The 16,933-nt window shown below is 48.4% G+C and carries 14 protein-coding genes; 8 read left to right on the top strand and 6 right to left on the bottom strand.

Annotated elements, in window-relative coordinates:
- Nucleotides 1-6: 6 nt before the first annotated feature.
- The 5 genes from DESTI_RS03890 to DESTI_RS03865 form a co-directional block, all read right to left on the bottom strand.
- Entirely contained in the window at nucleotides 7-441 is a 435-nt protein-coding gene (locus tag DESTI_RS03890; RefSeq protein WP_014808662.1) for a hypothetical protein, read from the bottom strand.
- Entirely contained in the window at nucleotides 438-1,073 is a 636-nt protein-coding gene (locus DESTI_RS03885; RefSeq protein ID WP_014808661.1) for a sulfite exporter TauE/SafE family protein, read from the bottom strand. The genes DESTI_RS03890 and DESTI_RS03885 overlap by 4 nt, the downstream gene beginning before the upstream one ends.
- Nucleotides 1,070-1,543 carry a metal-sulfur cluster assembly factor gene (locus DESTI_RS03880; protein WP_014808660.1) on the bottom strand — a complete coding sequence of 158 codons (474 nt, stop codon included), beginning with the start codon at nucleotides 1,541-1,543 and terminating at the stop codon, nucleotides 1,070-1,072. Before DESTI_RS03880 ends, DESTI_RS03885 begins: the two co-directional genes overlap by 4 nt.
- 704 nt (nucleotides 1,544-2,247) lie before the next feature.
- Complete coding sequence (locus DESTI_RS03875) at nucleotides 2,248-3,663, bottom strand: sigma-54 interaction domain-containing protein (RefSeq protein ID WP_014808659.1); 1,416 nt, start codon at nucleotides 3,661-3,663, stop codon at nucleotides 2,248-2,250.
- Between the two features lie 403 nt (nucleotides 3,664-4,066).
- Complete coding sequence (locus tag DESTI_RS03865; RefSeq protein ID WP_041285943.1) at nucleotides 4,067-4,945, bottom strand: polysaccharide deacetylase family protein; 879 nt, start codon at nucleotides 4,943-4,945, stop codon at nucleotides 4,067-4,069.
- Nucleotides 4,946-5,376: 431 nt separating this feature from the next.
- On the opposite strand from DESTI_RS03865, the gene DESTI_RS03860 reads away from it, so the two are divergent.
- The 8 genes from DESTI_RS03860 (at nucleotide 5,377) to DESTI_RS03825 (ending at nucleotide 15,238) form a co-directional block, all read left to right on the top strand.
- A complete protein-coding gene (locus DESTI_RS03860; RefSeq protein WP_014808657.1) occupies nucleotides 5,377-6,066 on the top strand; it encodes a hypothetical protein in 690 nt (229 codons plus the stop codon).
- A gap of 33 nt (nucleotides 6,067-6,099) precedes the next feature.
- Nucleotides 6,100-6,546, top strand: a complete 447-nt coding sequence (locus DESTI_RS03855) for a hypothetical protein (protein ID WP_041285942.1) — start codon at nucleotides 6,100-6,102, stop codon at nucleotides 6,544-6,546.
- A gap of 379 nt (nucleotides 6,547-6,925) precedes the next feature.
- A complete protein-coding gene (locus DESTI_RS03850) occupies nucleotides 6,926-8,344 on the top strand; it encodes a phenylacetate--CoA ligase family protein (RefSeq protein ID WP_014808655.1) in 1,419 nt (472 codons plus the stop codon).
- A gap of 732 nt (nucleotides 8,345-9,076) precedes the next feature.
- The gene (locus tag DESTI_RS03845) at nucleotides 9,077-10,288 is read left to right on the top strand and encodes a beta-alanine-activating enzyme beta-propeller domain-containing protein (RefSeq protein WP_157212091.1); all 1,212 of its coding nucleotides are present in this window, start codon (nucleotides 9,077-9,079) and stop codon (nucleotides 10,286-10,288) included.
- A 151-nt stretch (nucleotides 10,289-10,439) separates the two neighbouring features.
- Complete coding sequence (locus DESTI_RS03840; protein ID WP_014808652.1) at nucleotides 10,440-10,931, top strand: PAS domain-containing protein; 492 nt, start codon at nucleotides 10,440-10,442, stop codon at nucleotides 10,929-10,931.
- 41 nt (nucleotides 10,932-10,972) lie between these two features.
- A complete protein-coding gene (locus DESTI_RS03835; RefSeq protein ID WP_014808651.1) occupies nucleotides 10,973-11,953 on the top strand; it encodes an FkbM family methyltransferase in 981 nt (326 codons plus the stop codon).
- 55 nt (nucleotides 11,954-12,008) lie between these two features.
- On the top strand, nucleotides 12,009-13,454 hold the full coding sequence (locus DESTI_RS03830; RefSeq protein WP_014808650.1) for a B12-binding domain-containing radical SAM protein: 1,446 nt from the start codon (nucleotides 12,009-12,011) through the stop codon (nucleotides 13,452-13,454).
- Between the two features lie 236 nt (nucleotides 13,455-13,690).
- Entirely contained in the window at nucleotides 13,691-15,238 is a 1,548-nt protein-coding gene (locus DESTI_RS03825) for a lipopolysaccharide biosynthesis protein (protein WP_014808649.1), read from the top strand.
- 174 nt (nucleotides 15,239-15,412) lie between these two features.
- On the opposite strand, the gene DESTI_RS03820 is transcribed toward DESTI_RS03825, so the two are convergent.
- Nucleotides 15,413-16,813, bottom strand: a complete 1,401-nt coding sequence (locus DESTI_RS03820) for a glycosyltransferase family 4 protein (protein WP_014808648.1) — start codon at nucleotides 16,811-16,813, stop codon at nucleotides 15,413-15,415.
- Nucleotides 16,814-16,933: the final 120 nt, after the last annotated feature.

Here is a 16,933-nt window from a genome sequence, read left to right as displayed (position 1 = left end):
GTGGTCTCAAGGCAAAAAACCCTGTTCAGTTCGACCTACTATGGACACAGCGAGACCCAGATGGCAGAGAGCCAGTCCCAGCAATTCGGCTCGACAGGGTTTGATGCCATGACAAAGCCACAAAACGATCAAGCTTACCCAAGAAGTGGCAAACCAGATGATTGAAATCTTGTAGTAGGACAAATCGAAATGAAATTTTCCGATTTGCGTCAGAATGCCGCTCAAAACAAAGATGGTAACGGTAATGATGATTATGAAAGGTTTGTTGAGCAAAAGCCGAATGTACGGCCCAACCCCATTGGCTTCGGTCCATTGTATACCGGCTAACACTGTGGATAATGCCATAAGGACGCAAGCAAGCACGTAAAAGAGGAGCATGTACATAGACGTAACCTTCTTTTTTCCGTATGGTAATGACCCTGGAAAAGCAGTGGTTTTCATATGTACCCTCGCAAGAGGGAAAAACCTTCCCAAAGGAATACAATTCCCACCACAACGGCTAGAAGACGACCGAGCCACGAAACAAATCCAAGTCGCTGCAGATATCCGGCGAAACCCGCTGGAAGAATGAAAAGACTTGTCGCAACGAAAAACGCTCCAAACACCGCTATGCCCGCTGTGGAATTTCCTGATTTAAGGGAATACGTTATGGCGAGGAGAACTGGCGGGCACACATTGAGTGCAGTGAGTCCCCCAACAAGATAGGGGAATAGCTTCCTATCAGGTTGCCGGGCTATCCATTCACAAAGTCCGCCATGAGGAAGTTTTAGGCCCAGCCCGTGAGCGATGAGAGAGAGAGACAAGATTACCCATGCAATACCGCAAATCTTGTGGGTCGCTGCCCCCAACATCGCGCCGAGAGTTGCCGATATGAACCCGACTATCATGTACGCGGCAAAACGACCGGCTATGAAACGTCCCACGAAATGCCACGTCTCTTTTGTGGCATCGGGCTTGTCACCGAGCACAAAGGAGAGAAGTACCGGGAAGCAAGCAGCAAAGCAAAACGGCCCGGTAGTCAATCCCAAACCAAACCCGCTCAAAAGATGAGACCCCAAAGACTGAAGAGTCATTGCATGCTCCTCTCTTGACTGAATCTCTTCAGCCCGATATCAGGAGCCATCTTCTCCACTGTCCAAGGAGGATCGAAGGTGACGATAAGCCGCAACGACCGCACATTCTCTTTCATCACTTCTTTTTTGACGTCTCGTATTAATTCGAGGCCATAGGGGCAGGCAGGCGTGGTAAGTGTCATCGTTATGAATACGGCAGTACCTTCTGTTCGGACTTCGTACACCAGCCCGAGATCCACAATATTGATGTCAATCTCGGGATCCCGGACATTCCGGAGGGAGTTCATGATCTCGCTGGGCTGTATGTGCGTCTCGTTCATCTCTCCTGATGTGGTCTCTTTTGCCCAGCAGTATTCATGTCTTATCTTTCTTGAAGAAAGGCCGAAGATTATAGCTGTAGCGACTACAAAACCGACCACGATCAGAAGCAACCGCGATACAAGCTTTTTGTCTCGAAATCCGCTTTTCATACGTTCCTGCCTGTCTTTCCAAAATTTCCATCGAACTCGGAAATGGCATGGTGCAAAAGCGGTGCCGATTTAGAGCGAATTTGGATCGGGCGCGGAAAAAGACCATTTCACTGATTTGTCTTCAGCAGTCGGTGGAGCGAAACAGTGTCATCGATGACCTACTGTTTCATGGATGACGCTGGCAAATCGGCAATGAACAGTTCAGTTATAGTCATTGCCAAAAGAGATGACTGAAACTCGTGCAGATGCTAGTCGAAAAATCCCCCCAGCCCCCCATAGGCGCTAACTTATGGCGTTTTTGGTCGTTTGTTCCGGAGGAACAACTGACAATAGGTCGGCGATTCATCGCCGGATAAGGAAAAAACCTAATGATTTTAGAGTCCAGAGGGACGGCGGATACATAAAATCCCGGCAATGAATTACCGGGCTATTTTCTTCAGTCCCTGCGGGACAAAGAATTGCAGAAAAGTTAGCGCCTATGCTCCCTGCCCCCTTTTAATAAGGGGGGAATTAAGATGTTGCCTCTTACCCCCCTTAAAGGGGGGCTGGGGAGATTTGAATCGGACAAAACTTTTGGGCAGACACTATAATCGTTTTGGAGAGAAAAATTCTTGCGGATACTGAAAAAGGTGCTGGTGCAAAAAAGAAGAGCTGTCCAGACGAATTGTAACCGGTTTGCCGGTCAGCATTGTGTCGATTGGAAACTACACGCTGGAAACAATGGAGCAGACACTCTGTAGGGCAAAAGCGAATATGGCCACGCTCTTGTTAGCCCCCTTCAAACGTCTGGCATGTCTGTTGATGGTTGAGAGACTCGTTTTGAGCAGGCGGGCAGCTTCGGTGTACGAGGAACTTTGTTCTATGGCACGTTTTACTAATTCAAGCTCGTAATTTGCCAAAAGATCTTTGAGAGATTCCGATTCACTGCAAGCAAGAAAAGGCTTCTCCGGAGTCGAGCAAAGGCTGGCAAAGGGAAAGGAACGAGAGAGATCGCGCTCGCTGAGCACCTCTTCTTTTCCAGTCACAATGAGACACTCAACAAGATTGGCCAACTCTCTCACATTGCCGGGCCAAGAATAACGGCAAAGACAGTCACAAAGCTGTGGACTCAAGACCCGCTTGCGGCTGTGTTTCTCTGAAAAAACTCCCTGAAAATGAAGTAGAAGCCGTTTAATATCTTCTTGTCGATCTCTAAGTGGCGGGATATGGATCGGCACGACGGCAATGCGATAATACAGATCTTCTCTGAAATGACCCTTAGAGACTAACTTGGTCAGATCCCGGTTAGTCGCAGCAATTATCCTCACATCGACCTGTCGCTGCGATGTTCCACCGACTCGGACGTAACTGCCGTCCTCGATAACAGTGAGTAGCTTTGCCTGCTGTTCGGGCGGCATGTCTCCGATTTCATCGAGAAAGAGGACTCCTTTGTCCGCCATCTCGACAAGTCCTGGTTTACCCGTTTCAAGCGCCCCGCTGAAAGCGCCTCGCTCATATCCGAAGAGTTCGGATTCGAAAAGAGATGCAGGTATGGCAGAGCAGTTGATTTTGAGGAAGGAGCCAGTCTGAGCCCGTGTACTCTTGCTATACACATAATGAGCCAACAAGCCTTTGCCAACGCCTGTTTCACCAAAAATAAGAATGTTGCAGTCGAGTTTGGCCAGATCGGTCGCCAGTTCGAGAGTTTGAAGCATCTTGGGACTTTGGGCAACGATACCCTGGTGTTCTTCCGATTGCAGGGGGTCGGTCGCTGGTTTCGAGCGATTTTTCCTGTGGAAAAATCCAAGATTCCTGAGATTGCATACTATTCCAACCATGCCACCCGCGTCGTCCAGAATGGGGCGAGCCGTTGCCAGCACTTCTTTCTTTGCTGCTGTTATTAGGGTGACCGTGCTTTCTTTGGCTGTATCGGCAACTCTGGCGATGGCAGAATCGCTCAGAAGACCGCTTTCTACGAGCTCATTTGCCCTGTAACCGATTGCCAGTTTATTCGGGAGGCCACTGACGCGGCGAAACGCAGGATTTAGTCTCAACATCCGTCCCTCTCTGTCCGAGAGAACCAACCCGTCGGAAGAGTGGGTGAAAATGGTCGAAATATCGTCTGCCCGTTGAGTATTCATTGACGTTCTCGGAAATCCAATTCTTCAAACCAGCAACGATAGCAATTCCCGTACCACATCGGGAATGGCATCAGCAGCGATATTATATCATTGGAAGCCGAATTGTGTGTCAATTTTTTTTTCGAGTTGAAATATCCGTGAACGCCCAAACGGACTCGGATCGAATCTTGGAAAAATATCATCAGAGAAATCGTAGAGCCGTCCCTTTCCATTCAAAAGGGAAATGGGACTTTCACGTAACGTCGGGGATTCAAATCCCCCTAACCTCCCTTTAATGAGGGAGGAATTAAGATCTTGCCTCTTATCCCCCCTTTCGTAAAGGGGGCTGGGGGGATTTGAATCGAACGCCATGCAGTAAGGAGGATGGGAGAGGAGCTTTTTAGAAGTTCTTCTCCGAACCGAGTCAACGAGAGCCTTCGTATTTTTCCGGGCTGAACCGGCTGTCATACTGCCTCTGCAAACGATATCCCCATTTGTCCACCACACACCACGGATCGAGATTTCCTTTGAGAATCATCCTGAATGTGCGAGGTCCATCGCCAGCCGTAATACTCGTTCGGCGCAGCAAGAACGGATTCAGCCCGATCCGATTCAGTCCATGCAATGCGGTTACTCCATAGGAATACCCGGCTCGTGAAGCCTGAGCCGCGATATCAGAGGGAATATCTCGAACAGTCCCATACGGATAGGAGATCCCGATTGGCCTGACTCCCAGTTCTTCCTCGATTCTCTTGCCCGACGTCACCAATTCTTCAACCACCTGGTCGGAAGTCAAAGTCGCCAGACTGCGGTGACTCACGGTATGCGAGCCGAATGAGAAACCGGCTGAAACCATGGCTCTGGCTTCAGACCAGGAAAGGAACTCCCGTCCGGGATTCGGAGGACCGTTGTCCAGGATGTCCGTGACAAGAAAGAATGTGGCAGGAATGTTATGTCGTTGAAGAATCTCGGCCACTGTAGTGCAGGATTCTCTGTACCCATCGTCGAAGGTTACGGCAATCGTGTTCGGCCCGGAATCGTGACCGGTGTTCAGGCACTCAACATATTCCGACATATCGATAACGCGATAGTGGTCGGATAGATAAGCCATGTGATAGCGAAAATGATCTGACTTAATACTGTAAGAATCGGTCGGATCGTCCTCCACCCCATGATATGTCAAGATTCTAAATCCGTTCCGGTATGCAGCGCTCGCCCTGTAGAGCATCCCGGCTCCGGACAGGGTCATACCAAATTCAAGAATCCATTTCGCTGCTCTCTTCAGAATCCAGCGTGCATTCATGCGTCACCATTGGGATTCAATCGAGTATCTCAATGCCCACTCCAGGCCGGCTCCTGCCGAATAATCGGTCTGCCCGGTATTGGCGGCATTGCCATCAAGGATAGTCCAAACATTCACCGAGCTTATCGTTCATTACACTATGGGTCAAACAAAAACCTCAAACCATTGTGTAGATGACACAGAATATGAATTTTGGCACCCCGTTTCACGAACAAATCCGGCATTTGCAGCGAATAGCGCCTGACATCCAAATTAATAATCTTTTATATCAATATATTTTTACTTTTTATTAAATTGAATAATTAGATAATCAGCTTATTAACTGGACTTTTCTATATATTTTATGATATAAGAACTCACCCGAATGTCGTCATGAGCAGACGGTAAAAATTATCTATGTGCGGGCTTTTGTCCGAATCAGGAGGCTGGTTATGCTGAAATTGAGGTTGTTGTTCTGCACCTTGTTTATCGCCCTGTTACCATGTATCGGCCTAGCCTATCAAATTCCTCCCATGCCCATGCCGGGTGTGGCGCAGCCTTCCAAGTGCACCCCTCCGGGTCATGGTCAGGTTCCGAATTGCCAGCCGGGTCCGGTTCTCCTGAATGACCCTGGATGTGGATTGAGAGCATTTGGGAAGATAGGCCCGATGTGGTTAACCGAGAAGGCGGATTTTCCCTTCAGGAATGTCGATCCTGCAAATCCCCAGTTCAATTTCGAGCAGATGTCACTGGGCATGACGGACGAGCGGTTCTGGGTCGGCTTTCTGGGGTTCGAATTGGAGCCGGTTCGCAGTCTTATTCTCTATTACCAGATTGGTGCGAATGTTCCGAAGGATGGCACGATTACCATGAATGCAACCGGCCGGGCACTCTTGCCGGCCCCTGATAATGCTCAAAACCTGGTGTCTCCCTGGGTTTGGACTGCCAAGAACGTCCACTGGTGGATGATGGAAGGTGGCCTGGCCATCATGGTAACGCCGTGTCTCGGAGTTGATTTTGGCTTCCGGGCCGAGCACATAGATTACGCCATGGCAGACCCGAGGAACTTTGCTCAAGCTTCTGATGTGGGAATTGCAGCCGGCCTGGCACCAGGCTTAGGGATCAGTTGTGCACGTATATGACCGGGTGGTACCGGTCAGTTGGCCGGTGATCCCATGGGAAAAACCTGGATTCCCTATGTCGGTTTGAGAGGAAGAAACTGTAAGAAGCCGTGCCCCAGTATTTGGGACCCGGAATACCGATGGAGAATTATAGGAAGTCCCCTCGCCTGGAACAAGTGGCGCAATGCATTCGATATCAACTGCAGAAATAACGTAGCCCCGCCGGTCATCGAAGTGACGCGCACAGAGTACGAACTCGATGGGAACAACGGCCGATTTGTGGAAGGATCTGTGGAAGCCACCATCGGTCTAACACCGAGTTTGCGGGCCGGCTTTTGGCTTACCGGTAGTTGGTATGAAATCGAAGGTAACGGTCAGGTCAACGCACTTGTCCTGCAATCCGACGATTTCCTGGGGCAGGCGGGAACCAGTTCAGTTGCGGATTCCAGTTATTCAAAGTCCTTCATCGCCCTGGGACTTCAGTTGGAGTTGGGATATTAACTGAAGTTGTCCCGAATGGAGTGTGGGTGTACGGCGTCGGAATATTCCAGCATGTTCCGGCGCCTTGCTTTTTTCACCCAAAAGCCCCCCTTGCCTACCTTTACCTCTCTACCTCGTAATTCAGATCAAAATGTTACGCTTCTCGAGATTTCGATACAGAAGAAGCTCCGTAATTTGCTTGTGCAGGATTTATATGCAAAAAGAATTACATTTTCATCTAAAGTGTCTTTTTCTGTATAAAAAGGTTTGTAGTACGCAACAGGAATTAATGCAAAAGAGATTGCGGACGAGGGCTTTCGTATAGAGATCTGGTAATCGAGAAATCAGAGAATTTGTAGGCGAGTTTCAGGTCAATTATTCCGGCAGGAGAATATCTTCAATGCTCGAATGGCTCAAATCATATGTAAGAAAAGCGCCTACTCCCTTTGTAGCGGGGGCTGAGTTCATATATCGGTTGATACCCCCGAAACTGCGTTATGGTAAAGGATTTCGGGATGCTTTGCATTTGCTCGAACAGAGCGAACATTGGAATCACAGAGAATTGACTGCTTATCAGGAAAAAAAGCTCGAACCTCTCATACATCATTGTTTTGCCAACGTACCGTATTACAGGAGACTTTTCGACGAACGCGGGCTGAAGCCCCAGGATTTTCAGTCCTCCGAGGACCTGAAAAAACTTCCTTATTTGACCAAGAGAATCATCACTAGAGAAAGAAACAACCTCATAGCCAGGAATATGGGATCGTGGAGGAGAGATCCTGCGCATACCAGCGGGAGCACCGGTTCACCTTTCGATTTCTATGTGGATGATGCAACTCTTTCCATGGATCGCGCTCTGGCTTTACGCCATATGTTCTGGTTAGGTTACAGAAAAAGCGACTCCGTAGCTCGTTTTCGCGTGTTTCGATTCTCCAATCCTAACAAATTGCTTGAATACGATCGGGTCGGGCGAGAATTGAGGCTCACACTTGACAGAGGTGATGAACGCGAATTGGCCCAGACAGCGGATGCGCTGAATTCCTTCAAGCCTGATTTCATCAGCGCCTGGCCTTCCTGTTTGTACGTATTGGCACGATGGCTGAAAACAAATAGGAGAAAAATCCACTCACCGCGATATATCATTACCTCTTCGGAAAACCTTTACCCGCACATGCGTGAAACCATAGAAGTCGCTATTGGAGCTCCTGTCATCGACTGGTACGGTCAAGAGGAATCCGTGGCAGTCGCGATGCAATGTGCGGAAGCCCGGGGATATCACATTCAGATGGAAGCCGGATACGTAGAATTGGTCCCCAGACACGGCGGATATTTTGAAATCGTGGGTACGAATCTCCACAATTTCGTTATGCCGTTCCTTCGCTATCGCACGGGCGATCTTGTGACCGGAAGTTTTGGAACCTGCACCTGTGGAAGACAACACCCTACTCTTTCAGGGATCATTGGCAGGGAATCGGATCTCATCGTAACACCCGGAAACACTGTAGTGTCATCCCTCGGTTTGAATTTTGTCTTTCACCACCTGGATGAAGTCAAAGAAAGCCAGATTGTTCAAGAGAGTCTAAATAGTCTACATATTAAGGTCGTGCCATGGAACAAACTCGGGACTCACACTCTGAAAACACTCGAAAAACGGGTACGCGAACACATGCAGTGGGACGCTATGGACATACGCGTGGAGCAAGTCGATCACATTCCCCGAAATGCGGGCGGTAAAAGGCCTTTCTTCTTGTCTCACGTGCAATTGCATGATTCCGCTGTCATGCAGGTAATTCCAACAGCATCGGGTCAGCAGAATTGATACACTTCGCAGTTATGCACATAAGATGACGAAGGCTGGAGTGTCCTGAGCGGAGTGATTAGACGGCTCTGCGTCGTCCGGAGCGAAGGATACCTCCAGCCTCTCAGATTATGAAAAGAAAGCGAATCGATTGAAAAACCTTTTTCCCTGATTCTCTCACCTCATATCTCTGGATTCTTATGGGGATGCGGGGTTATCCCTAAACTACTTCATTGAATCAGATATACTCTGATATATCTTGACCATATCGCACTTAAATGATACAATACCTTAGCTTATTTTCATAACTTTGTTCTTTTAGCAAAAGGTTTTCTCATGCGAATCCAGGGACAAAACGTGCTTATCTGTGTCATTGCTCTTCTCATGGGGCTAGCGGTTGCTCTTCCCTGCCCGGCAGAAAATTTTCCATGCGTTGGCGGTCCGATTCTCGGTTGTCCGACGGTTCCGGTCTGTTCGCCTCCCATTGTGCCTATCGTTCCCTGTTGCGAGCCATCTCCCTTGTTCCCGCCACCTCCGCCAATTGTAGCGCCTGTGATTCTGGGACCTGTGTGTGCTCCCGCTGTTGTCCCTTACGGGCCTCCACCGGTTTCTGTTTCGGTTAGTCCGTACTCCGGGCAACTTCGACATTCTGCTCCGCGGTAGCGGTTCAGGATCCATCCACTTTTGATGCACAGGAAAAGGCATGATATATTAGATGTGCGCGATAGAAGTGGATCAGTAAAGGATCTTTCCGTGCCCGACACCACCAAACGGCTAAATGCCCGTGAAATCCTGGCCGATATTCAAAAGGGACTTCCGGACATCGAACTTATGAAGAAGTACGGTCTTTCCGCCAAAGGCCTGTTGTCGGTATACGATAGACTGCAACGAGCGGGGCTTCTCGATCCCGCACAGTTGACTCAGGATCGAATCGATTCGGAATCTGCCAGGATTGAACTGAACGATGTTCAAACAATTGCTCCGGTGTCGGTCCCTTTTTCGATGTGGACTTTCAAATGCGGAGGGTGGATCTTCTCATCGCCTGCAGTCTCGGACAAAGCCATAGTGTTCGGGAGTTGGGATTGGAACCTCTATTCGGTGGCTCGTGAAACGGGTCAGCTCAACTGGAAATTCAGGACCGGTAATGTGATCAGGTCTTCAGCATTGATAAGCGGCCGGACAGCTTATATCGGGAGCTGGGATCACCATCTCTACGCAATCGATGTGGAAACGGGAACGCTGAAATGGAAGTTTAAAGCCGGACGTGAGATCTGGTGTTCCCCTGCAATTGGCGAAGACCGAGTAATCTTTCTGAGTTCCGATGGGATGATCTATGCTCTGGACATTAACAATGGCCGGCCGGCATGGAGACTTCGAGTGGACAGCCCGTTCTTCAGTTGGACGGAATCGGCACCCACCATCATCGGTTCCATGCTTATGTGCGGAAGCCACAGGGGAATTCTCTACTCGGCAGATATTCGCAGCGGTGGTATTGTATGGGAATTCAAAGCAAGCGGGCCGGTAAATTCCTCTCCCACATTTTTCGACGGTTTGATCTACTTTGGAGCGGATGATGGTAATCTCTATGCACTGGACCCGATTTCTGGGACTGAAAAATGGCGATCTTCGTTAAAGAGAGCGGTGGCATCCCGCCCGGCCGTGGCGGATGGGACTGTGTTTGCCTGCAGTTTGGATGGTTCTCTCCATGCCCTGGATGCGCAGACCGGAGCGATCCAGTGGAGCTTTCAGCGATTACGCAATCTGTTTTCTTCTCCCGTGGTTCTGGATGGCAGACTCTATACGGGGTGTACGGATCACCGGATTTATGCTTTGGATGCAAAAACGGGCTCGGTGGCGTGGTCGTTTGAAACAGGTGGCCAGGTGTTCTCCTCGCCGCGGGTCTGGAACAATGTTTTGTATGTAGGGAGCAATGACGGGAATCTGTACGCTATTGTGCTAAAATGATTCGACGAATCCGGTCGATCGGAAACGATCCGGAAGTACCGGTCTGTTCCCGGTAAGAAGTCGGAAACACTATTCTTCGGCCACATTCGCTCATCGATTATGGAGAGGGATCCTACCCGAGTGAGCTGCCGAAAAGTTACCTGGAGGAGCCATGAAGCAGGATGAGGCTATGAAATTATGCAAAGGTGCGGCGAAAGAACGCTCTGATGACTGCTCCAGAACCGGTGGCTTGACCGAAGGCACTATCGATCTGACTGGAATGTTTTCAGAAGGCGTTTCCGAGTCCGGGAGTTTCGATCTGACCGAGTTCCGCTTGAAAACTACGGTCAAATTACTCGAAGCGTTCCCCATCCCGACGTTTCTTGTGAATGCCGAAAGTGAGATTATCTTTGCCAATCAGGCATGCAGGAGAATCGATCCTTCCCATCAGATCGGGAAGCATTTTCCCGATTTATTTCCCGATCCCAAGGCCAAAGAACGGGCGGCATCGCTTGTCAAAGATGTTCTCTCGCACAGAATGCCTCTCGTGAGCGAGGGAGTTCTTGGAACTGCCGGCCATACGTTTTGCGGCCGAATGCATTTGCGATCGGTCAGAATGCAGAGACAACGATTTGCCCTCGTTATGATCGAAGAGATCGTTTGACGGAACGAATTGTCAGGCTCGTGCTTTGAGTAAGGATTTTTATGCCTATTACGACACATCCGCATGGATTACTTTTTTCGATTGTGAACTTCTACCGTACCCTGATTCCGGAAAGTGCGCGAACATGGATTGGACCCCATCTCGTACCGGTTCTCATGGTTTTATGCAGAGGCAGAATAGATACGGAGACCTATACTGCATTCCTCGACGTTACCGATATGGGGGGGCGCGGAATTTTTTTCGAGCATTTCAGGACAGGCTCCTGGCTCCTGGAACCGCGTGAGATGGAGCTTTTCAAAGAGTGTATCCGACTGAATCCCGAGAGCACTGTCATAGACTTGGGAGCCAATTACGGCGCTTATACGCTTGAGGCATCGTGCTGTTCTTCTGACAGGCCAGGACCTACAATCATCGCTGTGGAACCTAATCCAAGAATTTTTAAATTTCTGGCCAAGTCTGTTGCTTATAACAAACTGGATAAGGTCATGCTCGTGAATGCAGCGGTTACGGACACTCTCAATAAGAAGATGTACCTTGCAGTCACCCCTTCATCCGGAAGTAGTTACATCTCTGCCAGTCCATCTCGTAGATCTTCCGGATTGGAGGTGAAGGGATTAACCCTGGATAGTATTTTGGAGGAACGACACATCTCCAGGACCGACAAATTCATCATGAAGATGGATGTGGAAGGATCTGAGCCGGCAGCTTTGCGAGGTATGGCAAGAACTCTAGCAGAATCGGCCGGTTTTCAGATGCTGCTGGAATTTAATCCGCCTGCTCTGGAGCTTCAGGGTGAGCGACCAATCGATTTACTGCAATCACTTTCGGATCTCAAACCTGAGATATTTCTCGATCTGAAGAATCCTCGACACGACCTGGTGACCATGTCAGATTATACAAGGTTTATGAAGAAGGTTTATGAAACGGAAGGTCAGTACACCAATCTTTTCTTGAGTAGAGGGCTTCGAGTTCCTAAGTCGCTCACGCTCTTGCCGCCTAATTCTGAGCCGGCAATTCAATGAAGAAGCATTTTTGAAACAAAACTAATCTCCTCGGATGTTTTGGGCGAGTATAGAAATGTCGAAGACAAACAAACGCGTCCTGTTTATTAACCCTACAAAAAAGAGAAGAACCGAAACCGACCGTGTTCATCTCGGGTTCTGTCTGTTGGGAAGCATTCTTTCCGATGCCGGGCATGAAACAAGAGTGCTGGACTTGAGCTTCCTCCAGCATGTTACAGATGCCGCGATTATCAAAGATGCTCAGTGGCACGTTCAGGACTTTCGTCCCGACGTGATAGGCATTTCAGTGTTTTCGTTTCTTCACAGAGAGACCGTTGTTCTCTTGCGGGAACTGGAGACGATTTGGAACGGAACAGTGCTCCTTGGAGGACCGCATTTTGCCGTTTTCCCTGAGGATTTTCGAGAGTTTCCCAACGTCGACTATGTCGTTCGCGGTGAAGCGGAAAATGTAATTCTGGATATTTTGCAGCCAAACACATTAACGAGCAATCCTACGTACATCGATGCCAAACCTACAAATCCCGATAGAATACCTCGTGCCGATCTGAGCGTCGTTTATGGAAATCAACATATGACTGTTTTCCAGATTCAACTGAGCAGAGGATGCAATTATCAATGCAGCTTTTGTAGTGTTCACCGCGTTGCGGGCAGACAGATACGTTCGCGTAGGATCGAAGAATGTCTCGAGGAAATCATCGCGGCACGATCGGAGTTCCCGGCTATCAGTAACATTGTTATTACCGACGACTGTCCCGGGTACGACTCACTCAGGCTCAAGCAATTTCTGCGACTCATGGCGCAATCATGTCAAGGAGTTCGGCTCTACATTGACAATATGAGAGCGGATATTGTCGATGAGGAGCTTTTGGAGCTTTATGTTGCCGCAGGTGGAGAAAATATATGCCTCGGTGCGGAAAGCGGACATCCGGAAGTGTTCAAGAAAGTGCATAAGGGGGAATCGCTCGAGAAAATCCGCGCGGCAGCAGGATTAGTCAAAAAGCATAATCTCCTTCTCGGCCTGTGCTTCATTATAGGTCTCCCCGGCGACACGCCTGAGAGACATTATCATTCTGTCAGATTCGCTCGATCGCTCGAACCTGATTATTGCTATTGGAACATGGTTGTTCCCTGGCCGGGTACTGCCGTGTACAAATGGTATGAAGAAAATGGAACTGTGGAAGACCAGCGCAATTTTACAACTCTGGTGAACGATCGAGCGCAATTCGACAGTCCTATATGCGATTCTCGCGAATTCCCCAAACGGGAATTGATTCGGGCCTGGCTGATAGCCAATATGGAAACGCACGATCTCCTGGTCAATCCGATAGCCCTTCCCAAGATCATGTACTTATCGATAAAATACAGAATACTCGGCTCTTTTCTGGCATACTGTATCAGGTTATTACGTTCACCTTCAAAATTCATGGCCTTCATCAACCGCGGTATACAGATACGTTGGGGGAAAATTCGCTCAATTCTTCAAGGCGTATCCAACAAGTGATATCGATGTGCGTTCAAAGAAGTAATCCCGCCACCGGCGGGAGCAAATCCGGTCCCACATGCCTCCGAAGCGAAGTCAGCCACGCTAAGGCGTGGCGTTTGTAGCGAAGGAGATTTGCCGGGACCGGCAAGTAACAGGTTTCTCAATATTCCCTCTATGAAAGCACATCGGTATGAAGTGCCGGCAAGCTTCCGCTCGGTTGTTTGAGATGATTCTCAGGATATGACGATAAGACTATGTTTAGAGTAGGCACGAATGCAACGGCGAATTATTTAGGCACCTTGTTTGCCGGAGGCATCGCTTTCTTTGCAATTCCCTTGTATTACTGGTTCCTCGGTGCAGAAGCGTACGGAATTGTGGGATTGTATCTTGTTTTTGAATCCTTATTACTGCCCTTGGACATGAGTCTGGCAGGAACCATGAATAGAGAACTATCACGGATTTCCGTGTCGGAGGATTCGAGCGAGACATCGAGAGGTTTTGTGCGGAGCCTTGAGTATCCGGTAATAATCGTAGGTTTGTTCTTTGGGCTTATCATAATACTCGCATCATCGTTTATAGCCGACAACTGGTTGAAGGTGCAAAAAATCTCCCCGGAGTCCGTCTCTTTCGCTCTGGTGCTCATGGGAGCGCTCATCACAGTCAGATGTCCTTTCCTTTTGTATTCCAGCTCGTTGGTCGGGCTTCAGAGGCAGGTTCTTTATAACGTGCTGTTGGTGGGGAATACCACATTAAAAACTGGAGGATCGTTCATTGTACTTTGGAAAGTCTCCGGCACAATCGAGGCTTTCTTCCTGTGGCAGATAGCGGCAAGTTGTTGCGAGACTGCGTTGGCCCGCTATGCTCTGTACAAATCGCTTCCGAGAACCGAAGAACTCGAGTCACGTCCGAGTTGGAGGAAGCTTCTACGACTGAGACAATTTTCAGCAGGCCTGGGAGGAATTGGAGTTACAGCTCTTATCCTCACGCAAATGGACAAAATCGTTTTGAGCAAAATTTTGCCTCTCGATTTGTTCGGAAATTATATGTTGATCTGGGCTATTTCCGGAATCGTTTTGAAATGCTCGGCACCACTTTACACCTCGTTTTTTCCTCAATTGGCCCGCATCACGTATTCTGACGATCGATCCCGGCTAATTGCATTTTATCACTCCTGTTGCCAAATTATGGCAGTCATTGTAGTTCCCGTATCGATCACGCTCATTTTGTACTCCCAGAGCATTCTGGGACTTGCTTCAGGCAATCGTGCTATCGCCGATTCCTCGGCTTTGGCAATGAGTCTTCTTGTCGTAGGAAACATGTGTAGCGCCCTGTACCAGATTCCATATGCGTTACAGTTGGCATACGGCTGGACATCTCTCAACTTGATGATCAACTCTGCTGCGATTGTGGTTCTGCTCCCGTTACTTTGGCTGTTCGCAACGCATTTTGGCATTGTGGGCGCTGCCACAATATGGTTGTTGATAAACGGGTCATACCTGCTCTTCGGAATTCCTGCAATGCATCGCAAGATTTTACCTGCCGAGAAAATCGTTTACTATATACAAGATTTGGCTCGACCGGCGTTACCCGCAATTCTTACTGCTATTCTTCTGTTCTTCTTAATGCCCAAACAGGAAAACTGGGTGGTTCTGGCAGCTTCAGCACTATTCGTACTATCTGCTTCGGGAATTACGTCCTTGCTCGCTGCCGGCAGGGTAAGATCTTTGGCATTCGATCTATTTCGGCACCGTGACAATATATGGAAGAAATTGAGTGAATCATCGTACACCGATCACAGGTAATACCGATTCGCTTTTCTTTTTGTAACCTGGCAGGCTGGAGGTATCCTTCGCTCCGGACGACGCAAAGCCGTCTAATCACTCCGCTCAGAACACCTCAGCCTGCGCCATCTTATATGCATAATTGCGAAATGGCATAAGAAGTCATTCTTGTATGCGTTCTCATTTTGTTTGTTCCTACACCTGATGAGGTTGTTTTTTGCTTCCGTTTCTGCATTCTCGTTCATCTCGAATTGCATTCAGTCTATGTAAAATCATTGTACCTACAGATTCCGGAGAATAGTGACCGTGAATGGTTTCCCGGGCATTCTCACTTATCTGTCGAACCATTTCCGGACAAGAAACTACTTTCTTCATGAGTTCGGCTGCGTGATCGAGGTCCGGTTCCGCCCAACTGGCACCGCGAGTATAGTGATCGACATCGTGCTCAATTGGCACCAGGGAATACCTGACAGGAAAGGAGTTGTCCTCATTCATAAAATCCATGTTCCCTGACCAAGCAGTTGCAATGACAGGTTTTCCAAAATACATTGCCTCAGCCAAAGGAAGTCCGAATCCTTCTGCTCTGTGCAGCGATACATAACAGTCACAACATGAAATAAGGGCGTTAACTCTTCCTCGATCCAAATAATCGTCCAGCAAGATGAGGCTCTCGTTGTCCTTAGCAAGTTTCTTGATGGTTTCCAGTATTTCCGGCCGATTCTTCGAATTGCTTATCTTCAACACAAGATAAATGTCCTTGGGTCGTTTTCCAAAAGCCTTGAAAAAAGCCGACACGCAGCCTATTGGATTCTTTCGTTCGGGAGTACTGAAGAAATCGGCCATATTGAGAAATACGAATCCATCCTTGGGAATTCCAAATTCCTCCCGACCGACTTGCGCAGCCGCAACGGGGGAAACGTTATGAGGAATGCGTACAACAGGCAAAGCAACTTTCTTTCCTATGACTTCACGACAAAAATTTGACGCTGTCCAAATCTCGTCCAGCACTTGTGTGGCATACAGCCACTGACTAGGCATTTCCGTTGTTTCCCATACCCAATATCCGATGTTATAAGCACCATTGCATAGATCGCTGCCCATCTCATTATATGCTGCCAGTGTGAGATCTCCATTAACGTGGAAAAGATTAATGTCGTAGGGTTTGATGGAATTTTTCAGTTCATGAAAAACCTCTTCATTCATCCTGGATTTGAACCCCAAGCGATAGTCTACGGCATTCACTGCAACCGGGATGGTCGAGAATGCTCGCAGACTTGAACGAGCCGATTCTCCAATCCCTAGCTCACCTTTGAAACAGCCGATAATGTTCACGCCCCAGGATTGTTTGAAATTGTCAACATGCGATGGAATACCATTCTCGGTTTTTCCGGTTGTTTTAGATGTGATCGCCAAGATCCGGTTAAATATTTCTGTCCTTATGTGTAAGGGGATTAATACTTTTAGTTGATTCGCCGTCCATACCATCAATCTGTATAACGCATTATTCGTACCGTCATGTCGATTCGCAGGTTGTTCAAGATGAGGTGTCCCAAGGGCGTACAAAAACCTCATCAATTTCCATATCATTCTCTGCATGCATTTCTCCCATACGAGACTATATCCCAGTGAGCCAGTTGATTCAATGGGCGATAATGCCAAATAATAATCATAACAGTTTTGTCGGTCGGTCTTGTGAAACCAGGCAAAGTATGAGAA

This window comes from Desulfomonile tiedjei DSM 6799 (genome assembly GCF_000266945.1).
GTDB lineage: Bacteria > Desulfobacterota > Desulfomonilia > Desulfomonilales > Desulfomonilaceae > Desulfomonile > Desulfomonile tiedjei.
Note: the sequence above shows the minus strand (reverse complement) of the source record. Positions and strands in the feature narration are given on the sequence as shown.